This window comes from Ruegeria sp. AF8 (assembly GCF_056541825.1).
The window spans coordinates 788,933-815,794 of sequence record NZ_JBQFYW010000001.1; the positions used below are offsets into that span (position 1 = coordinate 788,933).

Annotated in this window: 31 protein-coding genes and 1 tRNA gene; 23 read left to right on the forward strand and 9 right to left on the reverse strand. The window is 59.4% G+C overall.

Annotated features, from left to right (window positions below):
* Positions 1–63: 63 nt before the first annotated feature.
* From ACR0AO_RS03990 to tig, 3 genes are all read left to right on the forward strand, one after another.
* A tRNA-Leu gene (locus tag ACR0AO_RS03990) sits at positions 64–148 on the forward strand.
* Between the two features lie 345 nt (positions 149–493).
* On the forward strand, positions 494–1,609 hold the full coding sequence (locus ACR0AO_RS03995; protein WP_480600142.1) for a porin: 1,116 nt from the start codon (positions 494–496) through the stop codon (positions 1,607–1,609).
* Between the two features lie 186 nt (positions 1,610–1,795).
* Positions 1,796–3,127, forward strand: a complete 1,332-nt coding sequence (gene tig, locus ACR0AO_RS04000) for a trigger factor (protein WP_480600144.1) — start codon at positions 1,796–1,798, stop codon at positions 3,125–3,127.
* Positions 3,128–3,522: 395 nt separating this feature from the next.
* Here tig and ACR0AO_RS04005 read toward each other — a convergent pair whose 3' ends face one another.
* The 6 genes from ACR0AO_RS04005 to rpsF all read right to left on the reverse strand — a co-directional run bounded on the left by ACR0AO_RS04005 (position 3,523) and on the right by rpsF (position 7,312).
* On the reverse strand, positions 3,523–4,389 hold the full coding sequence (locus ACR0AO_RS04005) for an acyl-homoserine-lactone synthase (RefSeq protein WP_480600146.1): 867 nt from the start codon (positions 4,387–4,389) through the stop codon (positions 3,523–3,525).
* Positions 4,390–4,485: 96 nt separating this feature from the next.
* On the reverse strand, positions 4,486–5,187 hold the full coding sequence (locus ACR0AO_RS04010) for a helix-turn-helix transcriptional regulator (RefSeq protein WP_480600148.1): 702 nt from the start codon (positions 5,185–5,187) through the stop codon (positions 4,486–4,488).
* Positions 5,188–5,434: 247 nt separating this feature from the next.
* Positions 5,435–5,926, reverse strand: a complete 492-nt coding sequence (locus tag ACR0AO_RS04015) for a transglycosylase SLT domain-containing protein (protein WP_480600150.1) — start codon at positions 5,924–5,926, stop codon at positions 5,435–5,437.
* A gap of 146 nt (positions 5,927–6,072) precedes the next feature.
* Positions 6,073–6,693 carry a 50S ribosomal protein L9 gene (rplI, locus tag ACR0AO_RS04020; protein ID WP_480600152.1) on the reverse strand — a complete coding sequence of 207 codons (621 nt, stop codon included), beginning with the start codon at positions 6,691–6,693 and terminating at the stop codon, positions 6,073–6,075.
* 12 nt (positions 6,694–6,705) lie between these two features.
* Positions 6,706–6,933 (reverse strand): 30S ribosomal protein S18, encoded by a 228-nt coding sequence (rpsR, locus tag ACR0AO_RS04025; RefSeq protein ID WP_005608650.1) that lies wholly within the window; start codon positions 6,931–6,933, stop codon positions 6,706–6,708.
* A 22-nt stretch (positions 6,934–6,955) separates the two neighbouring features.
* Positions 6,956–7,312, reverse strand: coding sequence for a 30S ribosomal protein S6 (gene rpsF, locus ACR0AO_RS04030; protein ID WP_480600154.1), 357 nt, complete (start codon positions 7,310–7,312; stop codon positions 6,956–6,958).
* Positions 7,313–7,584: 272 nt separating this feature from the next.
* Here rpsF and ACR0AO_RS04035 point away from each other — a divergent pair, with 272 nt between their 5' ends.
* Entirely contained in the window at positions 7,585–8,103 is a 519-nt protein-coding gene (locus ACR0AO_RS04035; RefSeq protein WP_480600156.1) for a hypothetical protein, read from the forward strand.
* Positions 8,104–8,232: 129 nt separating this feature from the next.
* Positions 8,233–8,805, forward strand: coding sequence for a YceI family protein (locus ACR0AO_RS04040; protein ID WP_480600158.1), 573 nt, complete (start codon positions 8,233–8,235; stop codon positions 8,803–8,805).
* Between the two features lie 79 nt (positions 8,806–8,884).
* Here ACR0AO_RS04040 and ACR0AO_RS04045 read toward each other — a convergent pair whose 3' ends face one another.
* On the reverse strand, positions 8,885–10,108 hold the full coding sequence (locus ACR0AO_RS04045; RefSeq protein ID WP_480600160.1) for a cytochrome b/b6 domain-containing protein: 1,224 nt from the start codon (positions 10,106–10,108) through the stop codon (positions 8,885–8,887).
* A 167-nt stretch (positions 10,109–10,275) separates the two neighbouring features.
* Here ACR0AO_RS04045 and fabD point away from each other — a divergent pair, with 167 nt between their 5' ends.
* The 7 genes from fabD (at position 10,276) to mltG (ending at position 16,732) form a co-directional block, all read left to right on the forward strand.
* Positions 10,276–11,214 (forward strand): ACP S-malonyltransferase, encoded by a 939-nt coding sequence (gene fabD / locus ACR0AO_RS04050; RefSeq protein ID WP_480600162.1) that lies wholly within the window; start codon positions 10,276–10,278, stop codon positions 11,212–11,214.
* A 61-nt stretch (positions 11,215–11,275) separates the two neighbouring features.
* Positions 11,276–12,013 carry a 3-oxoacyl-[acyl-carrier-protein] reductase gene (fabG, locus tag ACR0AO_RS04055; protein WP_480600164.1) on the forward strand — a complete coding sequence of 246 codons (738 nt, stop codon included), beginning with the start codon at positions 11,276–11,278 and terminating at the stop codon, positions 12,011–12,013.
* A 204-nt stretch (positions 12,014–12,217) separates the two neighbouring features.
* Complete coding sequence (locus ACR0AO_RS04060) at positions 12,218–12,451, forward strand: acyl carrier protein (RefSeq protein WP_073249626.1); 234 nt, start codon at positions 12,218–12,220, stop codon at positions 12,449–12,451.
* Positions 12,452–12,591: 140 nt separating this feature from the next.
* Positions 12,592–13,131 carry a GNAT family N-acetyltransferase gene (locus ACR0AO_RS04065; RefSeq protein WP_480600166.1) on the forward strand — a complete coding sequence of 180 codons (540 nt, stop codon included), beginning with the start codon at positions 12,592–12,594 and terminating at the stop codon, positions 13,129–13,131.
* 123 nt (positions 13,132–13,254) lie between these two features.
* Positions 13,255–13,998: a 1-(5-phosphoribosyl)-5-[(5-phosphoribosylamino)methylideneamino]imidazole-4-carboxamide isomerase gene (locus ACR0AO_RS04070; protein ID WP_480600168.1), complete on the forward strand. Its 744-nt coding sequence runs from the start codon at positions 13,255–13,257 to the stop codon at positions 13,996–13,998.
* A gap of 307 nt (positions 13,999–14,305) precedes the next feature.
* Entirely contained in the window at positions 14,306–15,571 is a 1,266-nt protein-coding gene (gene fabF, locus ACR0AO_RS04075; RefSeq protein ID WP_480600170.1) for a beta-ketoacyl-ACP synthase II, read from the forward strand.
* On the forward strand, positions 15,572–16,732 hold the full coding sequence (gene mltG / locus ACR0AO_RS04080) for an endolytic transglycosylase MltG (protein WP_480600172.1): 1,161 nt from the start codon (positions 15,572–15,574) through the stop codon (positions 16,730–16,732). It begins immediately after the preceding gene.
* Positions 16,733–16,903: 171 nt separating this feature from the next.
* Here the strand turns inward: mltG and ACR0AO_RS04085 are convergent, their stop codons facing one another.
* Entirely contained in the window at positions 16,904–17,419 is a 516-nt protein-coding gene (locus tag ACR0AO_RS04085; protein WP_480600174.1) for a YybH family protein, read from the reverse strand.
* Between the two features lie 222 nt (positions 17,420–17,641).
* On the opposite strand from ACR0AO_RS04085, the gene ACR0AO_RS04090 reads away from it, so the two are divergent.
* Complete coding sequence (locus tag ACR0AO_RS04090; protein WP_480600176.1) at positions 17,642–18,550, forward strand: LysR substrate-binding domain-containing protein; 909 nt, start codon at positions 17,642–17,644, stop codon at positions 18,548–18,550.
* A 203-nt stretch (positions 18,551–18,753) separates the two neighbouring features.
* On the opposite strand, the gene ACR0AO_RS04095 is transcribed toward ACR0AO_RS04090, so the two are convergent.
* A complete protein-coding gene (locus tag ACR0AO_RS04095; protein ID WP_480600178.1) occupies positions 18,754–18,987 on the reverse strand; it encodes a hypothetical protein in 234 nt (77 codons plus the stop codon).
* A 31-nt stretch (positions 18,988–19,018) separates the two neighbouring features.
* Here ACR0AO_RS04095 and ACR0AO_RS04100 point away from each other — a divergent pair, with 31 nt between their 5' ends.
* From ACR0AO_RS04100 to ACR0AO_RS04145, 10 genes are all read left to right on the forward strand, one after another.
* Positions 19,019–20,389 (forward strand): DNA-packaging protein, encoded by a 1,371-nt coding sequence (locus tag ACR0AO_RS04100; RefSeq protein ID WP_480600858.1) that lies wholly within the window; start codon positions 19,019–19,021, stop codon positions 20,387–20,389.
* Between the two features lie 321 nt (positions 20,390–20,710).
* Positions 20,711–21,076, forward strand: coding sequence for a luciferase domain-containing protein (locus ACR0AO_RS04105; RefSeq protein WP_480600180.1), 366 nt, complete (start codon positions 20,711–20,713; stop codon positions 21,074–21,076).
* Between the two features lie 218 nt (positions 21,077–21,294).
* Positions 21,295–21,957, forward strand: a complete 663-nt coding sequence (locus ACR0AO_RS04110) for a hypothetical protein (protein WP_480600182.1) — start codon at positions 21,295–21,297, stop codon at positions 21,955–21,957.
* A 184-nt stretch (positions 21,958–22,141) separates the two neighbouring features.
* Positions 22,142–23,314 (forward strand): phage portal protein, encoded by a 1,173-nt coding sequence (locus ACR0AO_RS04115; RefSeq protein ID WP_480600184.1) that lies wholly within the window; start codon positions 22,142–22,144, stop codon positions 23,312–23,314.
* A complete protein-coding gene (locus ACR0AO_RS04120) occupies positions 23,307–23,531 on the forward strand; it encodes a GTA head formation protein, RCAP_rcc01685 family (RefSeq protein WP_367936741.1) in 225 nt (74 codons plus the stop codon). Before ACR0AO_RS04115 ends, ACR0AO_RS04120 begins: the two co-directional genes overlap by 8 nt.
* 28 nt (positions 23,532–23,559) lie before the next feature.
* Complete coding sequence (locus ACR0AO_RS04125) at positions 23,560–24,117, forward strand: HK97 family phage prohead protease (protein ID WP_480600186.1); 558 nt, start codon at positions 23,560–23,562, stop codon at positions 24,115–24,117.
* 35 nt (positions 24,118–24,152) lie between these two features.
* The gene (locus ACR0AO_RS04130) at positions 24,153–25,331 is read left to right on the forward strand and encodes a phage major capsid protein (RefSeq protein ID WP_480600188.1); all 1,179 of its coding nucleotides are present in this window, start codon (positions 24,153–24,155) and stop codon (positions 25,329–25,331) included.
* Positions 25,332–25,497: 166 nt separating this feature from the next.
* Entirely contained in the window at positions 25,498–26,097 is a 600-nt protein-coding gene (locus tag ACR0AO_RS04135) for a head-tail connector protein (RefSeq protein ID WP_480600190.1), read from the forward strand.
* A complete protein-coding gene (locus ACR0AO_RS04140) occupies positions 26,094–26,432 on the forward strand; it encodes a phage head closure protein (protein ID WP_480600192.1) in 339 nt (112 codons plus the stop codon). Before ACR0AO_RS04135 ends, ACR0AO_RS04140 begins: the two co-directional genes overlap by 4 nt.
* Positions 26,429–26,842, forward strand: a complete 414-nt coding sequence (locus ACR0AO_RS04145) for a DUF3168 domain-containing protein (RefSeq protein ID WP_480600194.1) — start codon at positions 26,429–26,431, stop codon at positions 26,840–26,842. The genes ACR0AO_RS04140 and ACR0AO_RS04145 overlap by 4 nt, the downstream gene beginning before the upstream one ends.
* Positions 26,843–26,862 lie beyond the last annotated feature (20 nt).

The following is a 26,862-nucleotide window of genomic DNA, read 5'->3' on the forward strand; positions in this document are numbered from 1 at the left end:
CCCTCGCACTCGGTTGCAAGCTTTGCTATTGAGCGCCTCACAGCAGGGCAGGGCCCTGATCGTGCGGGTGTGGCGGAATTGGTAGACGCACCAGATTTAGGTTCTGGCGCCGCAAGGCGTGGGGGTTCAAGTCCCTTCACCCGCACCAAACCATTCAATACGTGTCAAACAACCGTTCCAGGAGATCGGCGAATTACCGCCCGAATCAATCGGTTGCGCGGTACATTTTTCGCAGCATGTGCCAAAATACACAGGCGGCATGTGCGTTGGACATAGAACTGGCATTTCAAATGTCTTGGCGACCTTTCCTGAGGAGCTGAGGTTTCAGTTAAGAGTTGGAAAAAAATGGCTTTTTTAGCTTTGAATGATTCCGGCTGTGATGATTTTGCCATAGTCCTGCGAGATTGGATGCCCGGTTCTGGAATAATCATCTGGCGTGCACAAGTGAGTGGGAGCGAACAAGCCAAAAACCGAACTGTTCATGGGGACTGTGATGAAACCTAACGCAAAAAAAATTCTCTCACTGGCAGCGCTTCTTGCGTCCTCGTCAGCCATTCCGGCCCTGGCCGAATTGAAGTACGAAAACAATTCCGGCGGTTATGTCCTGCTTTACGGGCAGCTCAACCCCGCCATTATCTCGGTTGACGATGGTGAGCAGACGGAAACCAACCTGCTGGACAACGATCTGTCCAACAGCCGGGTCGGCTTGCTTTTGATGCAGCCCTATGGCGCGAATAACTTCGGGTTCCGTTTCGAGGCGGCTCTGGGCTTGCCGAATTCGACCGAAGTGAACCAGTTCGGATCCTTCTACAGCGGATGGACCCGCACGGATATCCGGCACGTCGATTTCTGGCTGGAAGGTGATTGGGGCAAGGCCTCGGCCGGTCAGGGCAGCATGAGCACCGACGGAATTGCCGAAGTGGATCTGTCCTATGTCGGGACCGCGCTTTATTCCTATACGGCGGATTCAAACTTCAGCTTTCTGTTCCGCGATCCTGCGGGAGCTTTGACCGGGCCGATCGTTGGGGACACGACCGACAACTTTGACGGCTCGCGCCGGGGCCGGTTGCGGTATGACACGCCGGAGTTTTCGGGCTTTACCGCTTCGGCGGCCTGGGGGCAGAATATCCTCTCTTCCAGCGATGACGCCGACTACTATGACGTAGCTCTGCGTTATGGCGGCGACTTTGGCGGGGCCGAGGTTGCGGCGGGCGTCGGCTATCAGGTTCGCGACGACAGCGGGACCAAGCGGGAAGACGTGATCGGCTCGGCCTCGGTGCTGCTTGAAAACGGGATCAGCTTTACCGTGGCTGGAGGGAGCCGCGACAATGATGCCGGCAGCGACCCGAGCTATTACTATGCCAAGGTGGCCTATGACGCCGAGTGGTTCGCGATAGGCAAGACCGGCATCGGTGTGCACTATTATGACGGGTCCGATTTCAATGTGGATGGATCGTCCACCAAGGGCTGGGGGATCGGCGCGGTTCAGAGGCTCGACAGCTACAAAACCGACGTCTATCTGACCTATCAGAGCTACGAGTATCAGGATGCAACCGCAGACTATCAGGACCTGACAACCTGGGTACTGGGTGCCCGCTGGAAGTTCTGAGTTCCGACTGAACAGGATCGAATAACGCCTCGGTTCACGCCGGGGCGTTTTTTGTTGGGGAAATTGTGCCGAAACCGGGCTGTTGCGGTATATGCCTCTTGCACGCGGGCGGTGGGCAAAATAGAAGGCAACAAATTTTCCCGGCGCGCGGTTTTGCGCGCCCCGAATCCTATGGGGACTACCAGAATGCAGGTTACCGAGACGCTGAACGAAGGTCTGAAACGCGGCTACAACATTGTTGTCACCGCAGCCGAGCTGGACGACAAGGTCAACGAAAAGCTGACCGAAGCACAGCCGGAAGTCGAAATGAAGGGATTCCGCAAGGGCAAAGTACCGATGGCACTGTTGAAAAAGCAGTTCGGCCAGCGTCTTTTGGGCGAGGCGATGCAGGAAACCATCGACGGCGCCATGAGCAAGCATTTCGAGGACAGCGGCGACCGCCCGGCCCTGCAGCCCGAGGTCAAGATGACCAACGAGGACTGGAAAGAAGGCGACGACGTGCATGTTGCGATGTCCTATGAGGCGCTGCCCGAAATCCCCGAGGTTGATCTGAAATCGATCTCGCTGGAGAAACTGGTGGTCAAGGCCGACGATGCGGCGGTCGAGGAAGCGCTGAGCAACCTGGCGGATACCGCCAAGGATTTCAAAAGCCGCCGCAAGGGGTCGAAGGCCAAGGATGGCGACCAGGTGATCATTGATTTCGTCGGCAAGGTCGATGGCGAAGCCTTCGACGGTGGCTCGGCCGAAGATTATCCGCTGGTTCTGGGCTCCAACAGCTTCATCCCCGGCTTCGAAGAGCAGCTGGTCGGCGTGAAGGCCGAAGAGGAAAAAGAGGTCAACGTGACCTTCCCCGAGGAGTACGGCGCCGAACATCTGGCCGGTAAGGACGCTGTCTTCACCTGCACCATCAAAGAGGTGAAAGAGCCGGTCGCCGCCGAGATCAACGACGAATTGGCCACCAAATTCGGTGCCGAGGATCTGGCCGCGCTGAAAACCCAGATCGGTGAGCGTCTGGAAGCGGAATATGCCGGTGCGTCGCGCGCGGTCATGAAGCGCGCCCTGCTGGATGCGCTGGACACCAAGGTTTCATTCGACCTGCCGCCGTCGCTGGTTGATGCCGAGGCCAAGCAGATCGCGCATCAGCTGTGGCACGAAGAAAACCCGGAAGTGGAAGGCCACGACCACGGCGAGATCGAGCCCACCGACGAGCACAACAAGCTGGCCGAGCGTCGGGTGCGTCTGGGCCTGCTGCTGGCCGAGCTGGGCCAGAAGGCCGAAGTCGAGGTGACCGACGCCGAAATGACCCAGGCGATCATGAGCCAGGCACGTCAGTATCCGGGACAGGAACGCCAGTTCTTCGAATTCATCCAGAAGAACGCCCAGATGCAGCAACAGCTGCGCGCGCCGATCTACGAAGACAAAGTTGTGGACTATGTCTTTGAACTGGCCAGCATCGACGACAAGGAAGTTGGCAAGGACGACTTGCAAAAGGCGGTTGAAGCGCTGGAAGAGGAATAATCCTCTTCCCGACCTGCGCTGGATAAAACGCAAAAAAAACGGAGCTGCAGGGAAACTTGCAGCTCCGTTTTTTTTGCGTCCGCCGAACGAGGTGAGGGGGGTCGACCCTCGTCGGTAGAAGCGCAGAAAATTGGGGCGGAGCCGCCGGATGTGCGACGGCTCCGCGTGAGTGGCTTCTGATCCTGCAAGGCGAGGGGGGAGCCCCGCAGGCAAAAGCACCGGGGAAATTGGGCGGAACCGCCGGTAATTCAGCGGCTCCGCTTGGGTGGCTTCTGATATGCAAGATGAGGGGGTCAGGTCTTGCTAGCAAAAGCACGGGGGGTCTCTTGGCAGAGTCGCCGGGTGTGTGGACGGCAACTCTGCCAGATTGGCTTCATGCTCAGGAGGTGAGGGGGTCAGGCCTCTTGAGCAAAAGCGCGAGGTGTTGTGTGTCGCAGTGCCTCTCTTTGCGCGGGTGTGAACTTGTCCGAAAGCTCTTCAATGAGCCTCAGAACCGCCTGCATTTCGCTTTCAGTTCTGGCCGAGTTCATCTGTTCGACGAAATACCGTTCCAGAGAGCTGAGCGGCTGGTGATCCCGGTTCGCCGGATTTTGTTCGGCGGGTTGTTTCGCGGTCACTCCGTTGAACAAGTCCAGCGCTTCGTTCTCCTCCAGGAACACGTTGTGATCTATTCCGGCATATTCCCGAATGCTGCTGATCCGTTCATCAGAGCAATCCATCAAGGCCGCCATCGCCGTGACCTTGCCCATGGGTTTTGGCGTTCCGAGATAGTCGCAAGGCGCGTTTCCAGAGCGTTTCAGAACGCGGTTGATTACCGGGTCAATCACCGCGACGGCATCCAGAACACCCGCTTTTTGTGCGTATTCGAAAGATCCGATCATCACTTCGCTGGTAACGTATGAGACGGTGTTCTTGCCCCGGCCATGTCCCAGTTTGTTAGTATCGACGCAAAAGCGGGTCGCTTCCCAGATCTGCGCGCTGCGCAGCGGGGGTTCTCCGTCCAGAATGTCACTGAAGACATCGGCCAGCATGTGCGGGCCAGTGGTCTGAAGCAATCTCATGCACCCAACGACGTCCCCATCATCGTTGATGCTTACAACATGTGCGGGATGCAGGTTATCGAATTCGTCCCGTTCTTTCCCGTCCACGACGTTAACGTCCCAACCCAGGCGATCCTGGAAGACGCGTGCGCGCAATTTGAACATTTCGTCCAAAACACTGCTGAACTTCTGTGCGTTCAGCCCGTCAATGACAATGATCATGTCATCCCCCTCAGTTCTCTATTGTCCGTACCATTAACGTTAAGAGAGACTTGAGGTTCAAATCTATTGGGGGATTCCCGTATATTGGCCTTTTTCTTAGCCTGGGTAGATTAATCCCAGGCTTATCGCGCGCCCGACGGCCTGTGCTGTGGTCAAAGCGCCAAGTTTGTCGCGGCCCGAGCGCATATGGACCTCGACCGTGCGGTGGGAGATGCTGAGAATATCGCCAATATCCTGCTGGGATTTGCCCTCGGCCACCCATTGCAGAATTTCCTTTTCCCGCGATGACAGGGGGGGAAGATACAATGCCTTCGCCAGAAGTCCCGAGCGCATCACGGTGTCATGAATATGTACGGCGGCCATCTGCAGTTCTCCCATCACATCCTTGATCTGGGATTCCCACTCTCTGTCAGAACAGTCGCGCGTGACGCTGAGCAATCCGCATTCTCCGTAGGGACCGCGAATTGGAACGGTCAGACCGCGATCGGTAATGCCGAAATCACTCGCGTCGCGGAAAACCGTATTGAATTTGTTGTCGTGATTGAAACGCCCCCAATCCACGGGTGCCACGCTCAATGCCGCTTGAGAGAGTGTGGGATCCAAATGGTGAAAGCCTTGCCGGGCATAGTGATGCTTCCATTCTTCGGGATAGTTCGCATATCCCTGCACATCACCATGAATCGGATTCATCGTTGCATAAGACGCAAAGTCAAAGCCGAGAAGATCACAGATGGAATCTATGATCTCGCTGGCGGACGTCTCTTTCTGATCGACCGCTGCTAAGTCTATTAACTTCACCTCACACACCTCGGCTGCAGACGGTGAACCTGTCCGTTTAAGTTGCGGCTTTTACCATATCCACGCTCGAACGTTGCGTCAAATGGCGCGATATACGCAAGTAAGTTGAGCATAATCGAACAATAAGCGCGTTCGATTGGCAACACTTTGGCGATTTTGTGTCCCAAATGCCCCAGATCCTTAAACTTTGAAAACATTTCGCCATTCTGAGCCGGTTCAAATTGGGTGAAATGGCATTGGCAGCCCATCAGGTCTTTGGTTTGACCAATCCCGTTTCGACTAGCATCCCGCGTTTCTTCGCCTCGTAGTAGTAGCCCTTGGCATAAAGATGAATTGCCCGCTGTTGATCGCCATCCGCCAACAGCCAGGCGCCGCGCAGGTATTTTCCCGCGTATTTCAGGTTGGTATCGGCATCCAAAAGCTCGTCGGGCGACCCCTGATATCCCATCGAACGAGCTGTCGCCGGGAGAATTTGCAGCAACCCGTAATAAGGCCGATTGACAGCCCACGGGCGATGGGTGCTTTCGCGGATCGCAAGTTTGTGGACCAACTCGCGCGGCAATTCATAGTGGTCGGCCCACTCATTGATCAATTCCCGCAATTCGGGCGTTTCATTGGGATAGAGCGGGGGGTCGAATTGTTGGTTTCGGCTGCTCAGCCGGTCATTCGCGCCAGAACAGGCGGTCAGGGCGGTTGAGCAAAGCGCGAACAGGATTGTCCGGCGGGTCAGGTTGGTCATCGGGCACCTCAGTTGTGCGAATTGTATAATTGGCACGGTTCTGAGCTGCAAACCTCCGGCAGGCTGTCCGCCATTTCTCGCCTATCGGGAAACAAAAAAGGCCGCGCAATCAGTGCGCGGCCTTTCATTCGGTTTAGTGAGACATCTCAGGCGTTGGCGTCGTCGCCCGAGGCTTCAGCGCCGGCTGCGGCGATGTCTTCGTCTTCGGACGCGGCCGAGCCGATATCGTCGAACAGTTCCGAGATCTCGAATTCAGCAGCAGCTTCTTCTTCGGCTGCCAGTTCCTGAATCGATTTGCCCGAAGCCTGAAGTTCGGCTTCTTCCGTCGAACGGGCGACGTTGAGCTTGATTGCGACTTCAACCTCGGGATGCAGGATCACGGCGACGGTGTGCAGGCCCAGTTCCTTGATCGGAGCGACCAGGGCGACCTGTTTCTTGTCGAGCGAGAAACCGGATTCGGTGGCGGCATCGGCGGCGTCACGCGGTGTGACCGAACCATAAAGCGCGCCAGCATCCGATGCCGAACGAATCACGATGAACTGCTGACCGTCCAGCTTTTCAGCCAGGGCTTCAGCTTCTTTCTTGGATTCCAGGTTGCGGGCCTCAAGCTGCGCTTTCTGGGCTTCGAACGAGGCGATGTTCGACTCGGACGCGCTCAGCGCCTTGCCTTGGGGCAGCAGGAAGTTGCGGGCGTAGCCGGGTTTGACGTCAACGACGTCGCCCATCTGACCCAGTTTCGCAACGCGTTCCAGAAGGATAACTTGCATGTCAGTTTCTCCTTACTTCACGGCGTAGGGCAGCAGGGCGAGGAAGCGGGCGCGCTTGATGGCGCGGGCCAGTTCACGCTGCTTTTTTGCCGAAACGGCGGTGATGCGCGAAGGTACGATCTTGCCGCGCTCGGAAATGTAGCGCTGCAGCAGGCGAGTGTCCTTATAGTCGATCTTCGGCGCGTTCTCACCCGAGAAAGGGCAGACCTTGCGGCGGCGGAAAAATGGTTTTGCAGCCATGGTTTAATCTCCTTCCTTGAGGTTACGAACGGCGTTCACGGCGACCGTCGCGGTCGTCACGTTTCTGCATCTGGATCGAGGGGCCTTCTTCATGGCCCTCGACCTTGATGGTCAGAACGCGCATGACGTCGTCATGCAAGCGTATCAGGCGTTCCATTTCCTGGACCGCGCCAGCAGGGGCATCGGTTTTCAGGAAGGCATAGTGGCCCTTGCGGTTCTTGTTGATTTTGTAGGCCATCGTCTTGACGCCCCAGTACTCGCTGTCGACGATCTTGCCGCCGTTGTCCGCGAGGACGGTGCCGAAATGTTCGACGAGGCTTTCTGCCTGCGCGTTGGACAAGTCCTGGCGCGCGATCATAACATGCTCATAAAACGGCATGTGTACTCCTGTTTGTATCAAGGCGCATTTCATAGGCGGGGCCATTTCCCTTTCGCGACCCTGCCACGAGAGGCTGCGCGGTTCACATAGCTTTGCGAAAGGATGGCCCCGTATACACGTTGCAGCGCCAAGGGCAAGTCCTGAATAAAGTCATGGCCACGCCGCCCAAATACCCCGCATGTGCCCAATTGCTGACGCTTTTCCGGTCGAAGTCTTGTCTACCGCGAGTTGAACCGCATAAGAGTAACTGCACTGTAAGGACCCTGAGACCGATGACCGCGACCCAGACCAACACGTTTCCGCAGCCGATCGTCGCATCGGCCTTTGAAAAATCCGTTCCGGTCAAGATCACGTTTGCCCCGAACTGGCCCGCGCGCATTGTACTGATCAAGGCGATCGGTCTGCTGATGATCCTCAGCGTTCTGGCCCTGTGGTTCGTACCGGGATCGACATTTGACGCCGATGTGCTGCTGTTCAAGGCGGTTCCATCCATGCTGGTTCTGGCAACCGGAATCGCGATGTTGACTTTGAAGCACGTGAACGACCGCCCTGACGCTTATTTCGACCCGATCCGTCGCGAAGTACGGGTTCTGCAGAAAAATGAAAAAGGCCGCCCGCACACTGTTCTTCGTCGCAGCTATGACACGCTGGGTGGCGCACGGTTTTCGGACAAGCAGGTGGAACTGTTCGATCTGGATGGCAGCCTTCTGATGAAACTGCCGCTGGCGTCGCAAGAGATCACGCATGCGCTCAAAGGACAGTTGAGCGGCTCCATCGCAATTAAGGCGTGAATCCGCCTCTGTTTATTCGCTCACAGATTCTGTGAATTTTCGAAGGTTGAGTGTCGCCCATGGGCGACACATATTCTTTCGTTGAGCGGCCCGAACCGGCCGCATCGACACTATTGTGGAGCAGACTTAATGAAATCGACCCTTCTTGCCGCCGCACTGGCGATGACAGCGACATCGGCTTTGGCCAGCGCTGAAAAATACATCCTGGATGCAAGCCACAGCCAGGTGGTATTCACCTACAACCATCTCGGGTTCTCGACCACCACCGGTATGTTCTCGGGGTTTGAAGGCGAGATTCTGTTCGATCCTGAAAACCCGGAAACTTCAAGCGTTTCGGTTTCGATGCCGGTCCTGTCCATGTTCACTGGATGGGAAAAGCGTGAAGAGCATTTCATGTCCGGCGATTTTTTCGGTGCCGAGGAAGGTGACTTGATCGCTTTCAACTCGACCGGAATCGAAATTACCGGTGAGAATACGGCGAAAATCACCGGTGACCTGACCATGAACGGCGTCACGAAACCCGTTGAGCTGGATGCAAAGCTGAACCAGCTGGGTGAACACCCGGTGGTCGGCAAACCCTGGGCCGGCTTTGATGCAACGACCAAGGTTGTGCGTTCGGACTTCAACCTGGGCATGTTCGCGCCGTATGTGAGCGACGAGGTTGAGATTTTGATTTCGATCGAAGCACAGAAAGCCGAATAATCGGTCGGTTTCTACTTTGAGGATGCGGCGGCCCATAAAGGGCCGCCGCTTTTTTTTGCCCGTCGTTGGGCCTTGGGGGTTATTCTGAGCGTTTGGCCGTCAGTTCGATATTCACGTCGACCGCGAAATTGAGCGATGCCTCGTCCTTGACGTTCGAGCCGACCCCGAAATCCAAACGGTTGAGAGCCAGATCGCCGACCATAACTGCCGTGCCTTCCTGCAGGTCAAGCGTGAATGGCAGAACGACCTCGTGCGTCTGGTCGCGGATCGTCAGGGGGCCACGAGCCTCATAGCCGGTTTCGGTCTTGAGAAGCTCGGCCTTGAATGTCGCGGTGGGGTATTCCATGGCGTCGAAGAAGTCCGGACCTTTCGCCTGATCCGTGACTGAACCGATGGTCAGGGAGGCGATCGAGACCGTCACATCGACAGTTCCTGCCGGACCGGGTCGCGCCGGGTCTTCAAAGGATATGGCCGCAGTCCAGTCGGCAAACGCGCCTTTGACCGGGTTTCCCGCCTGTGTGACCGTGATCCCAAGATTTCCGCTTTCGACGTGCCAGTCCGACTGCACCTGGGCCAAACCCAGATTGGGGACGGGTGTGGTTTTTTCTGAATTGCTCCCGATCCAGACGCCATACGCCAATGCCGCGCCCCACAGAACTATGGCGGTGATCGCGGGCAGCGGGCTGTGCGGCTGTTTCGGCGGTTGCGGGGCCATGTGGGAACCAGGCAGCATACGCCGCAACGTGGCGTCCCGATCGATCACGTGGTGTTTGAGGGCACCCACTACATGCAATGTCAAAGCGGCAACCAGAACCCATTGAAACACCCAATGCAAACCGCCGAAAAACTCGGCGAACCACTCGGATTTGGGCACAAATGGCAGGTTCTGCCCAAATGGCCAGGCAATCGGCGCAAACCCTTCGGTCGCGGCGTGGTGCATCCATCCGGTCAACGGCACCAGAATCAATGCTCCGTAAAGCAGCCAGTGCACGATTTCCGCAGCGAAAGCCTCGGGCTTGTTTTCGGCGTTGAGGAGACCGGGTCTGGTTTGGGTTATGGTCCAGAGGATTCGCGCTAGGGCCACGAAAAATATCGTGACGCCCAGAGTTTTGTGTATGGAGAACAAGGTGAAGGTGCGGCTGATATCTTCGATCGTTGTTGGAACCGCCGGATCGTTGATATCATGCGCCATGTCACTGGCGATCCAGCCCAGTGGTATTGCGGTCAATATCATCAGTGCGGTCAGCCAGTGAAATGTTTTGGCAACGCTTCCGTATTGGCGCGACGTGTTCGACAAGGGCACTTTGCGGCTCTCCCGATCTCATGATTGAATTTCGACAGAACCTATGTGACGGATCGCAAAGCGCAACTGGTTGCGGCGCACAGGGCCGGTGTCTGGATGCAGAGCTTGTGCCGCGCGCTTGCGCGGTTTACACCGCGCGGCAACCCAACGTCAGGTAAGAGGTCGCAATGACAATCGCATTCGTTTTTCCGGGGCAGGGCGCCCAAACGATCGGAATGGGCAAGGCCCTGGCTGATGCCTATCCGGCTGCCAGGGCTGTCTTTGAGGAAGTTGACGAGGCTCTGGAGGAAAAGCTGAGCGCGCTGATCTGGGAAGGTGACATTGGCGAGCTGACGCTGACGCAGAATGCCCAACCTGCGCTTATGGCGACGTCGATGGCGGCCATGCGTGCGCTGGAGGCCGAAGGGATACCGGTGTCGACAGCGTCTTTTGTCGCCGGCCACTCGCTGGGTGAATATTCGGCGCTGGCCGCCGCGGGTGCCCTGAGCGTATCCGACACCGCCCGTCTTCTGCGCACGCGCGGGCTGGCCATGCAAAGCGCCGTGCCGGTTGGCCAGGGCGCGATGGCCGCCATTCTGGGGCTGGATCTGGACGCGGTGCGCGCGGTTGCCGAAGAGGCGGCGCAGGGCGAGGTCTGTCAGGCTGCCAACGACAACGATCCGACGCAGGTCGTGGTGTCCGGGACCAAGGCTGCCGTGGAACGCGCGGCGGGAATTGCCAAGGAAAAGGGCGCAAAGCGCGCGGTCATGCTGCCTGTCAGCGCCCCGTTCCATTGCGCGCTGATGCAGCCTGCGGCGGACGCCATGGCCGAAGCTCTGGCCGCAGTCGAAATCAAGGCGCCCGCCGTCCCGCTGGTGGCCAATGTGCGCGCCGAGGGGGTGACGGACCCGGCGCTGATCCGCCAATTGCTGGTAGAGCAGGTCACCGGTTCGGTCCGCTGGCGCGAAAGCGTACAATACATGGCGGCACAGGGCGTGACCGAGGCCTGGGAAATCGGGGCGGGCAAAGCCCTGTCCGGTATGATCCGCAAGATCGACCGCGCGATTTCAAGCCACGCGGTCGGCACGCCGGAAGATGTGGCAAAGGTTGCGGCAGGCGCGGCCTGACTGTTCTGGGAACGTTAAGGGTTCTGGGTAGGATGCCCATACCCAAACAAAGGGGACGAATATGTTTGATTTGACAGGCAAGAATGCACTGATCACCGGTGCATCCGGCGGCATTGGCGGCGAGATCGCGCGGGCATTGCACAAGGCCGGAGCAACGGTGGCGCTGTCGGGCACCCGGGTCGAGCCCTTGCAGGCTCTGGCGGATGACCTGGGCGAGCATGCGCACGTCCTGCCCTGCAACCTGAGCGATGCCGAGGCTGTGGCCGCGCTGCCCAAGCAGGCTGCCGAGGCGATGGGATCGGTCGATATCCTGGTCAACAACGCTGGGATCACGCGTGACAACATTTTCATGCGCATGTCGGATGACGAATGGCAAAGCGTGCTGGACGTCAATCTGACCGCGACCATGATCCTGTGCAAGGGCGTCCTGCGCGGCATGATGAAGGCGCGCTGGGGGCGGATCATCAACATCTCGTCCATCGTCGGGGCAACCGGGAATCCCGGGCAGGCCAACTATGCGGCCTCGAAGGCGGGTATGGTCGGTCTGTCCAAATCGCTGGCCTACGAAGTTGCGACACGGGGGATCACGGTGAACTCCGTCGCGCCCGGCTTTATCACCACGGCGATGACCGACAAACTGTCCGGTGACCAAAAATCGGGCCTGCTGCAACAGGTTCCGATGGGACGAATGGGGGAGGCCGGCGAAATCGCGGCCGCGGTTCTCTATCTTGCCAGCCCCGAAGCGGGCTATGTCACCGGAAGCACCTTGCATGTGAACGGCGGTATGGCCATGTTGTAGGCGCAGCTGGAGGCAGGCGGAAAGCGTTTGCCTCCTGCGTTGTCTGTGCTATAGGCGGCGCATATCTGTTGGGGCCGGTCCGGTGGTCGGCTCTGAAATCCCCGGAAATCCGGGAAACAAACCGCCCGGATCGGGCATATCAAAGCCTCCCGATCGGGCAAGGGCAGAACCGGGCAGAGCGCCCTGAAGGAATGAGGAATAGACATGAGCGACGTCGCAGATCGCGTGAAAAAGATCGTTGTTGAACACCTGGGTGTTGAAGAGGACAAAGTTGTCGAAAACGCGTCCTTCATCGACGATCTGGGCGCAGACAGCCTGGACACCGTGGAGCTGGTGATGGCCTTCGAAGAAGAATTCGGCATCGAAATCCCGGATGATGCAGCCGAAACTATCCAGACCTTCGGCGACGCTGTGAAATTCATCACCGAAGCTTCCTGAGCCTTTCGTGTGAACTGACAAGCGGCGCTTCCGTGCAACGGAGGCGCCGTTTTTCTTTGTCAGGATGAATTCCGCCTTGCGCAACACCCAAGCCCCACGCAATTTTCATCCCTGAGGCAAAAAAGCAGAGCGGGCAGGGCATGAAACGATCCATCCCGATGATAAACACGGCGCGTCTGACGCTGTGCGCGATGCGCCCCGAGGATTTTCAGCGGTTCGCGGAAATCTGGAGCGACCCTGAGGTTGTCCGCTTTATTGGGGGCGAGGTGCGCACGCGCGGCGAGTCCTGGGATGCGTTTCTGCGCAATGCCGGTCACTGGCAGATGACGGGTTTCGGGCAGTGGGCGGTGGTGTCGCAGGCGACCCGCAGGATGATCGGTCAGACCGGCTTTTTCTACAGCAACCGCTGCCTTGGCGAGGATTTCGACCGGTTTCCCGAAGCGGGTTGGGTTCTGTCGCCCGAGGCGCAGGGGCAGGGGCTGGGATTTGAGGCTGCTCAGGCCGCGCATGACTGGTTCGACCGGGTGATCCCCGGCCCGCTGGTGGCCTTGGTGGATGCCGCCAATGAAGTGTCCCGAAACCTCGTGGACAAGCTGGGTTACAAGCCGCTGCGCGAGGCCGAGTATCGGGGGACACCGGTCAACCTGTTTCGCAGAAATGGCCCACCGGCCAGACCATGAAATGAATCGGTCAATTGCGCGCCGCAAATGAGACAAACGATGCCGATCCCGTGAGATGACTCTGATTCTCTGTGCGATATGCTAAACTCAAATTTCACTGCGATTGAGCGGAGGAACAGGCTCATGATAATTTATCCCACAATGGAACTGCAGCACGGTCGGTGTGTGACGCTGGAAAAGGGCCGGCTGGATTCGGCGATGATCTGGCATGTCGACCCTGTCGAGACGGCGCGCGCCTGGGCACATGCAGGGGCGGAGTGGATCCATATTACAGATTTCGATGCCATCGAAGGCAGCCGCGAAAATGCCGAACTGATCGAAGAAATCATTCGGACAGCCGGTGTATCGGTGCAGTTGGGTGGTGGCATGCGCACCCGTGAAACCGTTGAACACTGGATCGACAAAGGGGCCGGGCGCGTGGTTCTGGGAACTTATGCGGCGCGCGATCCGCACACCGCCAAAGAGCTTGCCAAGCTGCATCCCGACCAGATCGTCCTGGCCGTCGACGTATGGCAGGGGCAGGTTATGACCGAAGGATGGCGCAGTCAAAGCGCCTGGACGCCCGAAGCTTATATCGAAGCCTTCGCAGATACGCCGTTTGCTGCGATCGTGATCACCGACATCGACAGCGAGATGGTGGATGTGGAAGCGCAGCTCGGGTTGATTTCAGGATTGGCGGCTGACGCCAAAACACCTGTGATCGCCAGTGGTGTCGTGCGTTCGGTCGATGATATTTCCCGGCTAGCCTATCTCCACAACATTTCGGGCGCCTTTGTCAGCCGGGCCTTGTTCCGCAAGACTTTGAAACTGGAAGACGTTCTTGAGGTCGCGAAAAAAGCACACGAGCCGGTCGCGGATTTCCAATAGAAAACTACAGCGCTGCCTGTGATCCGCCTGGTAAATCGCCGGAGGAGAGGCGGCGCGACTGTATTCAAATGCAGACAGGGCAGATTTGACGATAATGTCCGAAGGCCCGATCGTCCGCCGGCTCGTTGAGTACGGCAATGGTCAGGGCACCCCGGACTCTTGCCCGTTTTTGGCGGATGCGCCAAAATGACGTGACCGTCAAACGGCTGAAAAACGCTGATCGGGAAACCATGCTCGCTCTTGCCCCCGTCCCCTTGACCGGGGTATGAGCGGGTTTCAAACAGGAAGCAGGCAAGAGGCATAGTTCATGCGCAGAGTCGTTGTAACCGGTCTTGGTTTGGTCACTCCATTGGCCAGCGGAGTCGAGGAAACTTGGTCGCGGCTGCTGGCCGGCGAGTCGGGTGCAGGACCGATCACCTTGTTTGACGCCGAGGCAAGTGGCGTCACAACAACCTATGCCTGCGAGGTACCGCGCGGTGACGGAACCGACGGGACATTCAATCCCGATGACTGGATGCCGCCAAAAGAACAGCGCAAGATCGAGGACTTCATACTTTATTCGATCGCTGCGGCCGAGATGGCCTGCAAGGATGCCGACTGGTTGCCCGAGGATGAAGATGCGCTTCTGCGCACCGGCGTGATGATCGGATCGGGTATCGGCGGGCTTGGCTCGATCGCGGAAACCGCAAACCTGATCAAGGATCGCGGCCCGCGCCGCGTGTCCCCGTTCTTTATTCCCGGGGCACTGATCAATCTGGCATCCGGACAAGTGTCGATCCGGTTCGGCTTCAAGGGGCCGAACCATTCGGTTGTGACGGCCTGTTCGACCGGGGCGCATGCCATCGGCGACGCCAGCCGGCTGATCAGGCTGGGCGATGCGGATGTGATGGTCGCCGGTGGCGGCGAAGGCTGTGTCTGCGAAATCGGCATTGCGGGTTTCAATGCATGCAAGGCTTTGTCGACGAAATATGCGGACAATCCCAAGGCCGCGAGCCGTCCTTATGATGTTGACCGCGACGGCTTTGTGATGGGCGAGGGCGCGGGCGTTGTCGTGCTGGAAGAATACGAGCACGCTAAGGCTCGTGGCGCCAAGATCTATGCCGAAGTGCTTGGCTATGGCATGTCGGGCGACGCTTATCACATCACAGCGCCCAGCGAGGATGGCGACGGCGCCGAACGCTCGATGCGTGCCGCGCTGAAAAGCGCCGGGCTGGAGCCTTCGGCCATTGACTATATCAACGCGCATGGCACTTCGACTATGGCGGATACGATCGAACTTGGCGCGGTGGAGCGACTGCTGGGTGATCATGCCGCCAATGCCACGATGTCGTCTACCAAATCGGCTACGGGCCACCTGCTGGGCGCCGCCGGCGCGATCGAGGCGATTTTTTCGATCCTCGCGATCCGTGACCAGGTTGCCCCGCCGACGATCAACCTTGACAACCCTGCGATCGAGACATCGCTCGATCTGGCTCCGAACGCCAAACGCGAGCGCAAGATTGATGTTGCCCTGTCGAACTCGTTTGGGTTTGGCGGCACCAACGCGAGTGTGATTTTCGGAAAGGCCAACTAGATGTGGCGTAGTCTGGCTTCGAACATGCTGACTGTTCTGGCGGTTGGCATGTTTCTGGCCGCCGGGATCGTTCTGTGGGGCAAGTCGCAATACACCGCCGAGGGACCGCTGGATACGGCCATCTGCCTGCGGGTCGCCAGCGGGTCGAACATGACCCGGGTCAGCCGAGATCTGGAACAACAGGGTGCGGTCACCAGCAGCACGATCTTTCGGCTGGGGGCGGACTATTCCGATAAATCCAAGCAATTGAAAGCAGGGAGTTTTCTGATCCGGGAAGGTGCCTCGATGGATCAGATTGTCGATGAAATCACGCGCAGCGGCGCCAGCACCTGCGGAACCGAGATCGTCTATCGGATCGGAGTGACGCGCAATCAGACCGAGGTGCGGGAACTGGACCCCGCGACACTGGAGTTTGTGGAGATTGCCGAGTTCGACCCAGCCGAGGGGCAAGTGCCTGAAATATATTCGGAAAAACGCTCTGAACGGGATACGCGCTATCGAATTGCGATGGCCGAAGGTGTGACCACGTGGCAGGTCGCAGAGGCGCTCAAGGTAATGGACGTGCTGGAGGGAGAAGTCGGAGAGTTGCCGGCCGAAGGGATGCTGGCCCCCGACAGCTATGAGGTGACACCGGGGATGCCGCGCGCTGACGTCCTTGCGAAAATGAAAGAAAAACAGCAACTTAGGGTGAATGCCATTTGGGAGGATCGGCAGGATGGATTGCCGATCACGACACCTGAAGAGATGTTGATTCTCGCTTCGATCATTGAAAAGGAAACCGGGATTCCGGATGAGCGAGGACAGGTGGCGAGCGTGTTCGTCAACCGTTTGGAACAGGGCATGAAGCTGCAGACGGACCCGACCGTGATCTATGGCATTACCAAGGGCCAGGGCAGCTTGGGGCGTGGATTGCGTCGAAGTGAGCTTCGCCGTGTAACGCCTTGGAATACATATTTGATCGATGGCCTTCCGCCGACGCCGATCGCCAATCCGGGGCTGGCAAGCCTTGAGGCGGCAGTGGCGCCGGAGGATACGGAATACGTATTCTTCGTGGCGGACGGCACGGGCGGTCACGCCTTTGCGAAGACGCTGCAGGAGCACAACCGCAACGTCGCCAAATGGCGCGAGATCGAAGCGCAGCGGCAAAATTCGAATAACTGAGCCAATCCGCTGAATTGTGCGATTTGTACTGAGTTCCGGGGAGCCGGTGTGCATTTTGTACATGGCGCCGGGGCTGTTCGGAGGCAAAGATGAAAAGGGCCGCCCAGAGCGGCCCTTTGAGTTGTGATTTCATGAGACAAAAACGGTTAACGCACCATTGACGGATCACAGCTAGCAGGGGGCGTGGTCGGTGGCGCAAGAAGCCAATGCGCCGCTGTCCGAGTTTCTCTGCGACTGGTGGCTTGCGGTCCAGACGTCCCGGGCGACACGCCAGATCCCGTCCTCTCCCATCCGATAGATGTTAAGGCCATTTCCGTACTCAATCCGGGTCGTGCCACCTGAATACGGTGTGGCGACTGCGGTGTAGGCGTATCGTTCGAATGCCCAGTCAGATGCGATGACACGTTCTATCGGGGTTTTCCGCCACGACGTTTTGAACTCTTCAAAATAGACGTCTGCCCAGTTCCTGACTTCGGTCTTGCCGACTATTGCCGGAGAATTCGGTGCTATGAATACGATGTCGTCGGTGACGGCATTCAGGAAAAGCTCAAGGTCGTTCGCGTTCATTGCGTCAAGATAGGCGTCATGTGCCTTGAAGGCCGGGTGTCTGCTGGTTTCGGAAAGGGCGGGGCTGGTCAGGGCCATACCAATTGTGGCGGCCGCGAATGCGCCGGTTATCCTGATCATGGTTGCTTCCTTTAATTGGCCGATGGATCGGTTTCGGGCCGTTGATGCCGGGTGCAAGAAACCCATGAAACTGTTCGACCCGACCGGGATCGTGGTTTTTGTTTTTGGTAGAAAAACCACAAGATTGTTATCGGTTCAGACTTGCTGTGCTCTGAACAATAACTTGAAAAAATTTATTTTTAGAGTCAGGAATATTTCCTGATCTTTTAGGAAAAGTAATAAATGGCGGATGTGGATTGGCACAAACTACCTCCCCTGACCACGCTGCGGGCCTTTGAAGCCACCGCGCGGCTAAATGGATATTCTGCGGCCGCACGCGCCCTTAATGTGACGCCTGCTGCGATAGCTCAGCAGGTGCGCAGACTTGAAGCTGATATTGGAGTAACCCTGGTACGCAAGGACGGGCGCGGCTTGGCCCTGACGGACGCTGGCCGTCAGCTGGGCGGTACTTTGAGCGACGCCTTTTCAACAATCGCAACCGGGTTCGACGATCTGCTATTGCGCGAGGCAACACGCGGCGTTCGGGTGTCCACCACGGACCGTTTTGTCGATGCTGTCATACTGCCGCAACTGGGTGCGCTTTGGCAGATGCATCCGGGGTTGCAGGTGTCGTTCACGCCTGAAGGAAACTCGCAGCCCATCAACCTGGACGAATTCGATATTGTTGTCCGCGCGGGCCCTCCGGGACATAGCTGGGACGGATATTTCGAAATGCCGCTGCTTGAAACGCCAATCATCATTTGCGGTACGCCCGATCTTGTCAGTTCGGCGGAAATTGGTCTGGCGTCAGTGCCCTGGATTGAAGATCACAGTATAGGTTGGAACGTATTTCAGCGCGTTGTTCGGCAGGCCGGATTCGATCCGGATACCATTCAGCTTGTCGATCCCGGCGGCGCGAAATTCGAGTTGGAGGCCGCATTGATGGGATATGGGCTTCATGTCAGTCCTGAACTGACGGTCAGAAAGCAGCTGCGCGAAGGGTCACTGGTACAGGTGGATGCGCCGCTGAATATGACGGGTGTGTATTATGCTATCTGCCGCAAAGGCCCGCTTGCGGGGCCTGTGCAGTTGTTTCTGGATTGGTTGATCGCGCTTTGCAAACCGTTGTCTTTCGTGTTTGACACGCCGTAGCATGGGCTGTGATGGCCCGTGATCGTTGCATGGGTGCGTGATCCCGGTACGTTGGGTGTTGCGCGCCTGTTGCGGGAAATCTTGACTTGCCGCACGCATTCTCGTATAGGTTGTGTCATGCTAGAAGAAGTGAGTGACGGTCTCCGGGTGCGATCCGGTGGCCGTTTTTCATTTCTCTCGTGCGGAATAACTCACGCATGAGGTCAAACGCACACATGACGATGATTACCCCGGAAGAGAGGATCGCCCGGACGGCTGAATTGTTGCAGTCGCTGGAAACGTCCATTCGCGGTCTGCGGCAAGCGGCGGAAGACCTGCGCAAGCAGATCGTGACCGGGGAGGATGCAGATCTTGCCGGCACCGGCAAGCAGCTTGGTCAGGTCGAGGGCCTGATCCGGAGCTGTCAGAAAGTGGAGACGAGCCTTGTCGAACACCATCACAGACAACAAGGAATTGCCCGAGGGAGCTATGCGCTCGACCTTGAGCAGGCCCGATCTGAGATCGGGTGCAGGCTGGCTCGCCTCCGCCGATGCTGCGGTGCGGGAGAGGTTTCTGAGTGAGATCGGGGAGGGAGGGCTGTGTGCCCTCCCTTTCCTGTTCGAGTTCTGGGCGTTGCCGCATCAGTTGCCGCCCGGGGGCGACTGGCGCACGTGGGTGATCATGGGCGGGCGCGGCGCGGGCAAGACGCGGGCCGGGGCCGAATGGGTTCGGTCGATGGTCGAGGGGGGCAAGCCGCTGGATGAGGGCGTGGCGAAGCGTGTGGCGCTGGTGGGTGAGACCTTCGATCAGGTGCGGGACGTGATGATCTTTGGCGATAGCGGGATCCTGCAGTGTTCGCCGCCGGATCGCCGCCCGGTGTGGAAGGCGTCGGAGCGGAGGCTGGTCTGGCCCAACGGCGCCGAGGCGCAGGCGTTTTCGGCGCATGATCCGGAGGGGTTGAGGGGGCCGCAGTTCGATGCCGCCTGGGTGGATGAACTGGCCAAGTGGAAGAAGGCGGGCGAGACCTGGGACATGTTGCAATTTGCATTGCGGTTGGGCGAGCGGCCTCGGGTCTGCGTGACGACCACGCCGCGGAATGTGAAGGTTTTGAAGGAGTTGCTGGCGTCGCCGTCCACGGTGGTCACCCATGCGCCAACCGAGGCGAACCGGGCCAATCTGGCGGAGTCCTTCTTGGAGGAGGTGCGCGCACGCTATGCGGGGACGCGGCTGGGGCGGCAGGAACTGGACGGGGTGTTGCTGTCGGATGCGGAAGGCGCGCTGTGGACCGGATCGATGCTGGAGGCGGCGCGTTGCGCGCGTGTGCCGGAACTGGACCGCATCGTGGTGGCGCTGGACCCGGCGGTGACGGCTGGTTCGGATGCGGATGCCTGCGGGATCATGGTCGTGGGCGCGCAATTGCAGGGCCCGCCCGAGGACTGGCGCGCCTATGTGCTGGCCGACCGCACGGTGCAGGGCGTCGGCCCGGCGGGCTGGGCGCAGGCGGCGATTGACGCGATGGATGAATTCGGGGCCGAGCGGTTGGTGGCCGAGGTCAATCAGGGCGGGCAACTGGTGGAAGAGGTCGTGCGGCAGGTAGACCCTCTGGTCCCGTTCCGGGCGGTGCGGGCCTCGCGCGGCAAGGTGGCGCGGGCGGAGCCTGTGGCGGCCTTGTACGAGCAGGGGCGGGTGTTGCATGTGGCCGGGCTGGACGCGCTCGAGGAGCAGATGTGCCAGATGACCGCGCGCGGGTTCGAGGGGCAGGGCTCGCCCGACCGGGTCGACGCGCTGGTCTGGGCGCTGCATGAGCTGGTTGTGGGACCAGCGGGGGCGTATCGGCGGCCGAGGGTGCGGGCTTTGTGAGTGATGGCTATCAGGATATTGAGCCGTTAGATTGAGACCAACGACTGGTTTTGCCGTGAAGGTGAACGTCACGCCGGGATTGAGAAGAGTTGCCTGATAACATGCTTGGTGCGACCATTTCATGACGGAGGCAAAGTCATGAGAGTCCAAAGTATATTGCGAGGCACCCTTTTTGCAGGGATCATTTGCGGCACGGCCATGTGCGCCGCTGCGCAGAGTACCAGATTGCCTGAGAGAACTTCGCCACGGCCGGACACGACCAGCGGAGTGCCACATGTCCAAATTGGAGTTTCCCCTGTTCCGGCTTTGACGGAAGACCTGTTGAGACGGGTCGATGAAATTCCTGATGTTGAAATTCGCGAAACCGTAGTCTCGCTGCCCGGAGCAAAAGGGTTCTGGCTGGCGGACAGTTTGCCGCTGGAGCGCCCGGAGGTCATTGTTGGCGGGCGGGAGTTCGCACATGTTCATCCAGACGGCTCTCTCCACGCCTCGTTGAATCCGGAAACGGCGCGTCTGGCGGTCGCTAAGGGCTGGGCCGTGCCACATCCATGGGCCGATCAGCGACCGGGATGGGAGGGGTTCGTGATGATCTACACCCCAATGACCGCCGAGGAACTGGATGTCGTGTTCCAGTTGGTGCTGGAGAGTTACAATTTTGTAACCGGGCGGTCGTTGCGGTCGGATTGAGGCGGGGCATTAAAAGTGCCCGGCAGGTGATGCGCCGTTCCGCGCGCAGAATGGGTTGGCGGTTGGGCCTGCGGGGGGGTGTCGGCGGCCGAGGGTGCGGGCTTTGTCTACGTTGTTCACAGAAACCGAACAAACACATTCGGCCCATGACGGCTTTGATCTTTAATCAGGCCGCCATTTGATATTTCGATTCTACAATTTTGGTGCGACAAAGCTGTATGACCAGAAGAATCATAGATTTAAGGCAGGCTACTTTAAGTGATTTCGAAGAATTCGTGTTTGAGCACGATGTGCACAACATCGGGAGCTCCGATGTTTGGTATGACCAGTTTGATTTAGATATTCAATACGATGCCGAAAACAGCGCAAAGTGCATGATCGAAATGTTTATCGGAGCGCGCAGCTTGCTCACCAAGTATACGCGGGCAAAACTGGAGCAGAGTTGCTGGGCTTTGTTCAGCGCGGGTTTTGATGGCAGCCTCGAAACCTTGATCTGGGATAGTGCGCTTCCAATAGAAACAAAAGAAACCCTGATCCACTCTATGTATTACTTGTATCGCGATTTGTTTGCCTCCGATCCCTTGGGCCTGACTTGCGAAATGTGGTGGGATGGTTTGGCATACGACATTAATCCAATGAAGAGAGCTGACCCCAGGAACAATCCAGAACACAAGCGAATTCAGAACGCGATGTTCGAAACACTATCTAAGATACTGTGGCTGGATACCAAACACTGCCAGTTCGCTGCCTTGCACGGATTGAACCACGTATATCATCCAGACACCAAAGAACTTGTGAGGGACTACGTTGAAAGCAACCCAACGTTGTCAGACAAAGACGTTGAATACGCTATATTGTGCTCAAATGGTGAAGCCCTGTAGTTCAAAATAGATGGCTGATTTATCAACAAAGTTACATTTTGAGGCTGCCGCCGTATTGAAACACAACAGAAGGTGGAGACTGCCGTTGCCCATCCCCCGTGCGCCCCATTCCCAAGGCTTAAACTTCTTTCCCTCATAACTCCTTTCAACAAGCCGGGCAGAGCGGCGGCAGAAAGGAGCACAGATGGTATTCGATTTCTTGCGTCGTGGATCGGCTGGCGAGGCGCCCGAGGCAAAGGCGAGCGCGGCGGGGCCTGTGGTGGCGTGGCAGACGGGCGGGCGCGTGGCGTGGAGCCCTCGGGACACGGTGTCGCTGACACGCACGGGGTTTTCGGGGAACCCGGTAGGGTTTCGCTCGGTCAAGTTGATTGCCGAGGCGGCGGCGGCGTTGCCTTTGGTGTTACAGGATCAGGCGCAGCGGTTTGATGTGCATCCGATCCTCAGCCTCATGCGCCGTCCGAATGCGGCGCAGGGGCGGGCGGAGTTGATGGAGGCTTTGTTCGGGCAGTTGCTGCTGTCGGGGAACGCCTATGTCGAGGCGGTGCAGGCCGAGGAAGGCTTGCCGGTTGAGCTGCACGTCTTGCGCTCGGACCGGATGAGCGTGGTGCCGGGGGCCGATGGGTGGCCCAAGGCGTATGATTACGCGGTGGGCGGCAAGACGCACCGGTTCGTGGCGGAAAATATCTGTCATATCAAATCCTTCCACCCGCAGGACGATCACTATGGGTTCTCGCCCATGCAGGCGGCGGCGATGGCGATTGATGTGCATAACAGTGCGTCGCGGTGGTCGAAATCGTTGCTGGACAATGCCGCGCGGCCTTCGGGGGCGCTGGTGTGGAAGGGCGGTGACGGGCATGGGGTGATGGCCGAGGATCAGTTCCGCCGCCTCTCGGATGAGATCGAGCAGAACTATCGCGGGGCGCGCAATGCCGGGCGACCGATGGTTCTGGAAGGGGGGCTGGATTGGAAGCCGATGGGGTTCTCGCCTTCCGACATGGAGTTTCAGAAGACCAAGGAAGCCGCCGCCCGCGAGATCGCGCTGGCCTTTGGAGTCCCGCCGATGCTGCTGGGGATTCAGGGCGACGCGACCTATTCGAACTATCAGGAGGCCAACCGGGCGTTCTATCGCCTGACCGTGCTGCCCCTGGTGACGCGGGTGGCGGCGGCGGTGTCGGAATGGCTCTCGGGCTTTACTGGCGAGGATCTGATGCTGAAGCCCGATCTGGATCAGGTGCCGGCGCTGTCGGCGGAACGCGATGCGCAATGGACGCGGGTGTGTGGGGCCGAGTTTCTGAGCGATGCCGAGAAGCGCGCGTTGTTGGGGCTGCCGGTGCTGACGGAGACTGCCGATGGCTGATGGGCCGGGATATCCGCCGTTCGAGTGTGCTCCGGGGTTGCAACTGGCCGCCCATGAGCGGGTGGCCGCGATCCAGCATGAGCATCTGTGCCGCAGGCTGGATCAGATCGAAGAGATGATGGAGCGGCTGGAAAAGCGGTTGTGGCTGACCGTCTACGGGGTTGTGGCGGTGATTCTGGCGCAGGCGTTTCAATCGGTTCTGGTGGCGGCGCCTTAGGATTTCAAAGGGTTACAAGGAGTGTTTCATGAACATGGACACCGGGCTTGAACACAAGTTCGCGCGGTTCGGCGACGGGCTGACGGTGACGAACGATGCGGTGATCGAGGGCTATGCCAGCCTGTTCGGCCAGACCGATCAGGGCGGCGACAATGTACAGAAGGGCGCGTATCGCGCGTCACTCAAAGGGCTGGAGGCCGCCGGTCAGCGCGTCAAGATGCTGTGGCAGCACGATCCGGCGCAGCCCATCGGCGTCTGGGACGAGGTGCGCGAGGACGACACCGGCCTGTGGGTCAAGGGGCGGCTGCTGGAGAGCACCCAGAAAGGGCGCGAGGCGGCGGCGCTGATCAAGGCGGGCGCGATCGACGGTTTGTCGATCGGCTATCGCACCAGGCGGGCCGTGAAGAACGAGAAGGGCCAGAGGCTCTTGACGGAACTGGAGCTGTGGGAGGTGTCGCTGGTGACCTTTCCGATGCTGCCCAGTGCGCGGGTGGCGGCCAAGGGGGCAACCCCCGAGGCCGGGGATATCTGGCGCGAGATTGCCGAGGTGTTCAGAGACGCCCGGCTGGAGCTGGCGCGAAACTAGCGCGCCGAAAACTCACCCCCAAGAAGGAAGTGCTGATGAGCAAGACCGAAATGCCGGCCTTGGCCGGAGAGGGTGTGCCCCTGGCTCAGGAGGTGAAGCAGGCGATGACTGGCTTCGTGAATGAGTTCAAGGGCCTGAAGGCTGAAGTTCAAACCAAACTGCAACAGACAGAAGAGCGACTGACAATGCTGGATCGTAAATCAACCATCGCGGCGCGTCCGCACCTGGCGGCCTTTACCGACGAGGGCGCGCCGCATCAGAAGGCCTTTGACGCCTATGTGCGTTCGGGCGACGACGATGGCTTGCGCGGGCTGGAGATGGAGGCCAAGTCGCTGTCGAGCGCCGTCAACAGCGATGGCGGCTATCTGGTCGATCCGCAGACCGCCGAGATCATCAAATCGGTGTTGAAATCCACTGCCTCGATCCGTTCGATTGCGTCGGTGGTGAATGTCGAGGCGAACTCGTTCGATGTGCTGATCGACCATACCGATGTGGGCGCGGGCTGGGCGGACGAAACCTCGGGCTCGACCGAGACGGCAACGCCATTGATCGACCGGATCTCGATTGGGCTGCACGAGCTGAGCGCGTTGCCCAAGGCGTCGCAGCGCCTGCTGGATGACAGCGCGTTCGATGTCGAGGGCTGGCTGGCCGGCCGCATCGCCGACAAGTTCGCCCGCGCCGAGGCGGCGGCGTTCATCAATGGGGATGGTGCGGACAAGCCGAAGGGTATCCTGCATCACGCCAAGATCGACAATGATGTCTGGGCCTGGGGCAATATCGGTTACGTGCCGACCGGGATCGATGGAGGTGTCGATGCGGATGCCATCGTGGATGTGGTTTATGCGCTGGGGGCGCAGTACCGCGTCAACGGCACTTTCGTGATGAATTCGAAAACCGCCGGGGTGATCCGCAAGCTCAAGGACAGCGATGGCCGCTTCCTGTGGTCGGACGGTCTGGCCGCCGGTGAGCCCGCGCGTCTGATGGGCTATCCGGTGCTGATCGCAGAGGACATGCCGGATGCGGGCACCGACAGTTTCTCGATTGCCTTCGGTGACTTTTCCGCCGGTTACACCATCGCCGAGCGTCCCGATCTGCGCGTGCTGCGCGATCCGTTCAGCGCCAAGCCGCATGTGCTGTTCTATGCCACCAAGCGCGTGGGCGGTGACGTGAGCGACTTTGCCGCGATCAAGCTGGTGAAATTCGGCATCGCGTAACGCGGGCTGAATCCGGGGGGCCCAGGGCCCCTCGGGCGGGTACGGGTCGGGGTGAACCCTGCGTTGTCTAGCTGCTCCCCTCCGTCCGAGCAACGTGGGGCGGCGCGTGCCCGCTTTTTCCTGAAGATTAGGGCCCGACAGGGGTCCGAGCTTGCGGAGTGAATTGATGATGTTGATCGAAGAGACCTCGGTTCCGGATGCCGCGCTGCCGGTGGACCAGTTCAAGGCGCATTTGCGGCTGGGCACCGGGTTTGCCGAGGACAATGTGCAGGACGAGGTGCTGAAGAGCTTTCTGCGGGCGGCGATTGCGGCGATCGAGGCGCGGACGGGCAAGGTGCTGATCGTGCGGGCGTTTTCCTGGAGCCTGAACAGCTGGCGCGATCGCGGGGGCGAGGTGCTGCCGGTGGCGCCGGTGACCGGGATCGACGCGGTGACGCTGGTGGATGCCAAAGGAGTCGAGGCCGTGGTGGGCGCCGGTGCGTACCGGCTGGAGCCCGACAGCCAGCGCCCGCGTTTGCGTCCTGCTGGTGCTTTGTTGCCTGCGATTGCGACCGGTGGGTCGGTGAAGATCGCCTTTACCGCCGGGATGGCGGCGGATTGGGGCGGGTTGCCGGCCGATCTGGGCCAGGCGGTGCTGCTGCTGGCGGCGCATTACCACGAATATCGCAACGAGACTGCGTTGGGCGATGGCTGCATGCCCTTTGGAGTCACCAGCCTGATCCAGCGTTATCGGATGGTGCGGTTTGGTGCCGGGGTGGTGCAATGAAGGCGCCGCATCTGAACCGGCGTCTGGTGCTGGAGGCGCCGGTACGCAGTGCCGATGGTGCGGGCGGTTACACCGAGAGCTGGGCGGTGCTGGGCACGCTTTGGGCCGAGGTGAGTGCGCGCAGCGGGTCTGAGAGATCGATTGCCGGGGTGCCGGTGTCACGAGTGAGCTATCGCATCGTGGTGCGGGGGGCTCCGGAAGGGTCGAGCATGCGTCCGGCGCCGGATCAGCGGTTTCGCGATGGTGCGCGCCGGTTCGTGATCCGGGCGGTGGCCGGGCGCGATCCGGCGGGCCGGTACCTGACCTGTTTCGCGGATGAGGAGGTGGCGGCATGAGCTATGCAGTGTCGGCGGCGCTTCAGGCCGCGGTCTATCAGCAGCTTGTTGCGGATGCGGAGGTCAGCGCGCTGGCTGGAGGGGCGATTTACGACGCCGTGCCGTCGGGATCTGTGCCGCAGACCTATGTGACGCTCGGGCCCGAGGAGGTGCGCGAGGCGTCCGACGGGACCGGCGCCGGGGCGGTGCATCGCTTTACCGTCTCGGTGGTCTCCGAGGCAGCCGGGTTTGGCGCGGCCAAGACGCTGGCGGGCGCCGTGTGCGACGCGCTGGAGGCGGCGTCGCTGACGCTGGCCCGGGGGCGCGTGGTGGGGCTGTGGTTCGAGCGGGCCTCGGCCCGGCGTACCGGAACCGGCGGGGCGATCCGCCAGATCGATCTGAGATTCCGCGCCCGCGTGGAAGACGACTAAGCAACCAATCTTTGGAGAGA

What these genes read in the sequence shown, in the direction of transcription:
- ACR0AO_RS04070 (WP_480600168.1), top strand. Translation starts at nt 13,255, where the DNA reads ATGATAATTTATCCCACAATGGAACTGCAGCACGGTCGGTGTGTGACG.
- rpsR (WP_005608650.1), bottom strand. Translation starts at nt 6,933, where the DNA reads ATGGCTGCAAAACCATTTTTCCGCCGCCGCAAGGTCTGCCCTTTCTCG.
- ACR0AO_RS04145 (WP_480600194.1), top strand. Translation starts at nt 26,429, where the DNA reads ATGAGCTATGCAGTGTCGGCGGCGCTTCAGGCCGCGGTCTATCAGCAG.
- ACR0AO_RS04100 (WP_480600858.1), top strand. Translation starts at nt 19,019, where the DNA reads ATGCGCTCGACCTTGAGCAGGCCCGATCTGAGATCGGGTGCAGGCTGG.
- ACR0AO_RS04005 (WP_480600146.1), bottom strand. Translation starts at nt 4,389, where the DNA reads ATGATCATTGTCATTGACGGGCTGAACGCACAGAAGTTCAGCAGTGTT.
- ACR0AO_RS04085 (WP_480600174.1), bottom strand. Translation starts at nt 17,419, where the DNA reads ATGATCAGGATAACCGGCGCATTCGCGGCCGCCACAATTGGTATGGCC.
- ACR0AO_RS04120 (WP_367936741.1), top strand. Translation starts at nt 23,307, where the DNA reads ATGGCTGATGGGCCGGGATATCCGCCGTTCGAGTGTGCTCCGGGGTTG.
- ACR0AO_RS04040 (WP_480600158.1), top strand. Translation starts at nt 8,233, where the DNA reads ATGAAATCGACCCTTCTTGCCGCCGCACTGGCGATGACAGCGACATCG.
- ACR0AO_RS04110 (WP_480600182.1), top strand. Translation starts at nt 21,295, where the DNA reads ATGACCAGAAGAATCATAGATTTAAGGCAGGCTACTTTAAGTGATTTC.
- ACR0AO_RS04140 (WP_480600192.1), top strand. Translation starts at nt 26,094, where the DNA reads ATGAAGGCGCCGCATCTGAACCGGCGTCTGGTGCTGGAGGCGCCGGTA.
- ACR0AO_RS04115 (WP_480600184.1), top strand. Translation starts at nt 22,142, where the DNA reads ATGGTATTCGATTTCTTGCGTCGTGGATCGGCTGGCGAGGCGCCCGAG.
- ACR0AO_RS04135 (WP_480600190.1), top strand. Translation starts at nt 25,498, where the DNA reads ATGATGTTGATCGAAGAGACCTCGGTTCCGGATGCCGCGCTGCCGGTG.
- ACR0AO_RS04090 (WP_480600176.1), top strand. Translation starts at nt 17,642, where the DNA reads ATGGCGGATGTGGATTGGCACAAACTACCTCCCCTGACCACGCTGCGG.
- ACR0AO_RS04060 (WP_073249626.1), top strand. Translation starts at nt 12,218, where the DNA reads ATGAGCGACGTCGCAGATCGCGTGAAAAAGATCGTTGTTGAACACCTG.
- ACR0AO_RS04130 (WP_480600188.1), top strand. Translation starts at nt 24,153, where the DNA reads ATGAGCAAGACCGAAATGCCGGCCTTGGCCGGAGAGGGTGTGCCCCTG.
- ACR0AO_RS04015 (WP_480600150.1), bottom strand. Translation starts at nt 5,926, where the DNA reads ATGACCAACCTGACCCGCCGGACAATCCTGTTCGCGCTTTGCTCAACC.
- ACR0AO_RS04035 (WP_480600156.1), top strand. Translation starts at nt 7,585, where the DNA reads ATGACCGCGACCCAGACCAACACGTTTCCGCAGCCGATCGTCGCATCG.
- ACR0AO_RS04125 (WP_480600186.1), top strand. Translation starts at nt 23,560, where the DNA reads ATGAACATGGACACCGGGCTTGAACACAAGTTCGCGCGGTTCGGCGAC.
- mltG (WP_480600172.1), top strand. Translation starts at nt 15,572, where the DNA reads ATGTGGCGTAGTCTGGCTTCGAACATGCTGACTGTTCTGGCGGTTGGC.
- rpsF (WP_480600154.1), bottom strand. Translation starts at nt 7,312, where the DNA reads ATGCCGTTTTATGAGCATGTTATGATCGCGCGCCAGGACTTGTCCAAC.
- fabD (WP_480600162.1), top strand. Translation starts at nt 10,276, where the DNA reads ATGACAATCGCATTCGTTTTTCCGGGGCAGGGCGCCCAAACGATCGGA.
- rplI (WP_480600152.1), bottom strand. Translation starts at nt 6,693, where the DNA reads ATGCAAGTTATCCTTCTGGAACGCGTTGCGAAACTGGGTCAGATGGGC.
- ACR0AO_RS03995 (WP_480600142.1), top strand. Translation starts at nt 494, where the DNA reads ATGAAACCTAACGCAAAAAAAATTCTCTCACTGGCAGCGCTTCTTGCG.
- ACR0AO_RS04095 (WP_480600178.1), bottom strand. Translation starts at nt 18,987, where the DNA reads ATGGTGTTCGACAAGGCTCGTCTCCACTTTCTGACAGCTCCGGATCAG.
- tig (WP_480600144.1), top strand. Translation starts at nt 1,796, where the DNA reads ATGCAGGTTACCGAGACGCTGAACGAAGGTCTGAAACGCGGCTACAAC.
- ACR0AO_RS04065 (WP_480600166.1), top strand. Translation starts at nt 12,592, where the DNA reads ATGAAACGATCCATCCCGATGATAAACACGGCGCGTCTGACGCTGTGC.
- fabF (WP_480600170.1), top strand. Translation starts at nt 14,306, where the DNA reads ATGCGCAGAGTCGTTGTAACCGGTCTTGGTTTGGTCACTCCATTGGCC.
- fabG (WP_480600164.1), top strand. Translation starts at nt 11,276, where the DNA reads ATGTTTGATTTGACAGGCAAGAATGCACTGATCACCGGTGCATCCGGC.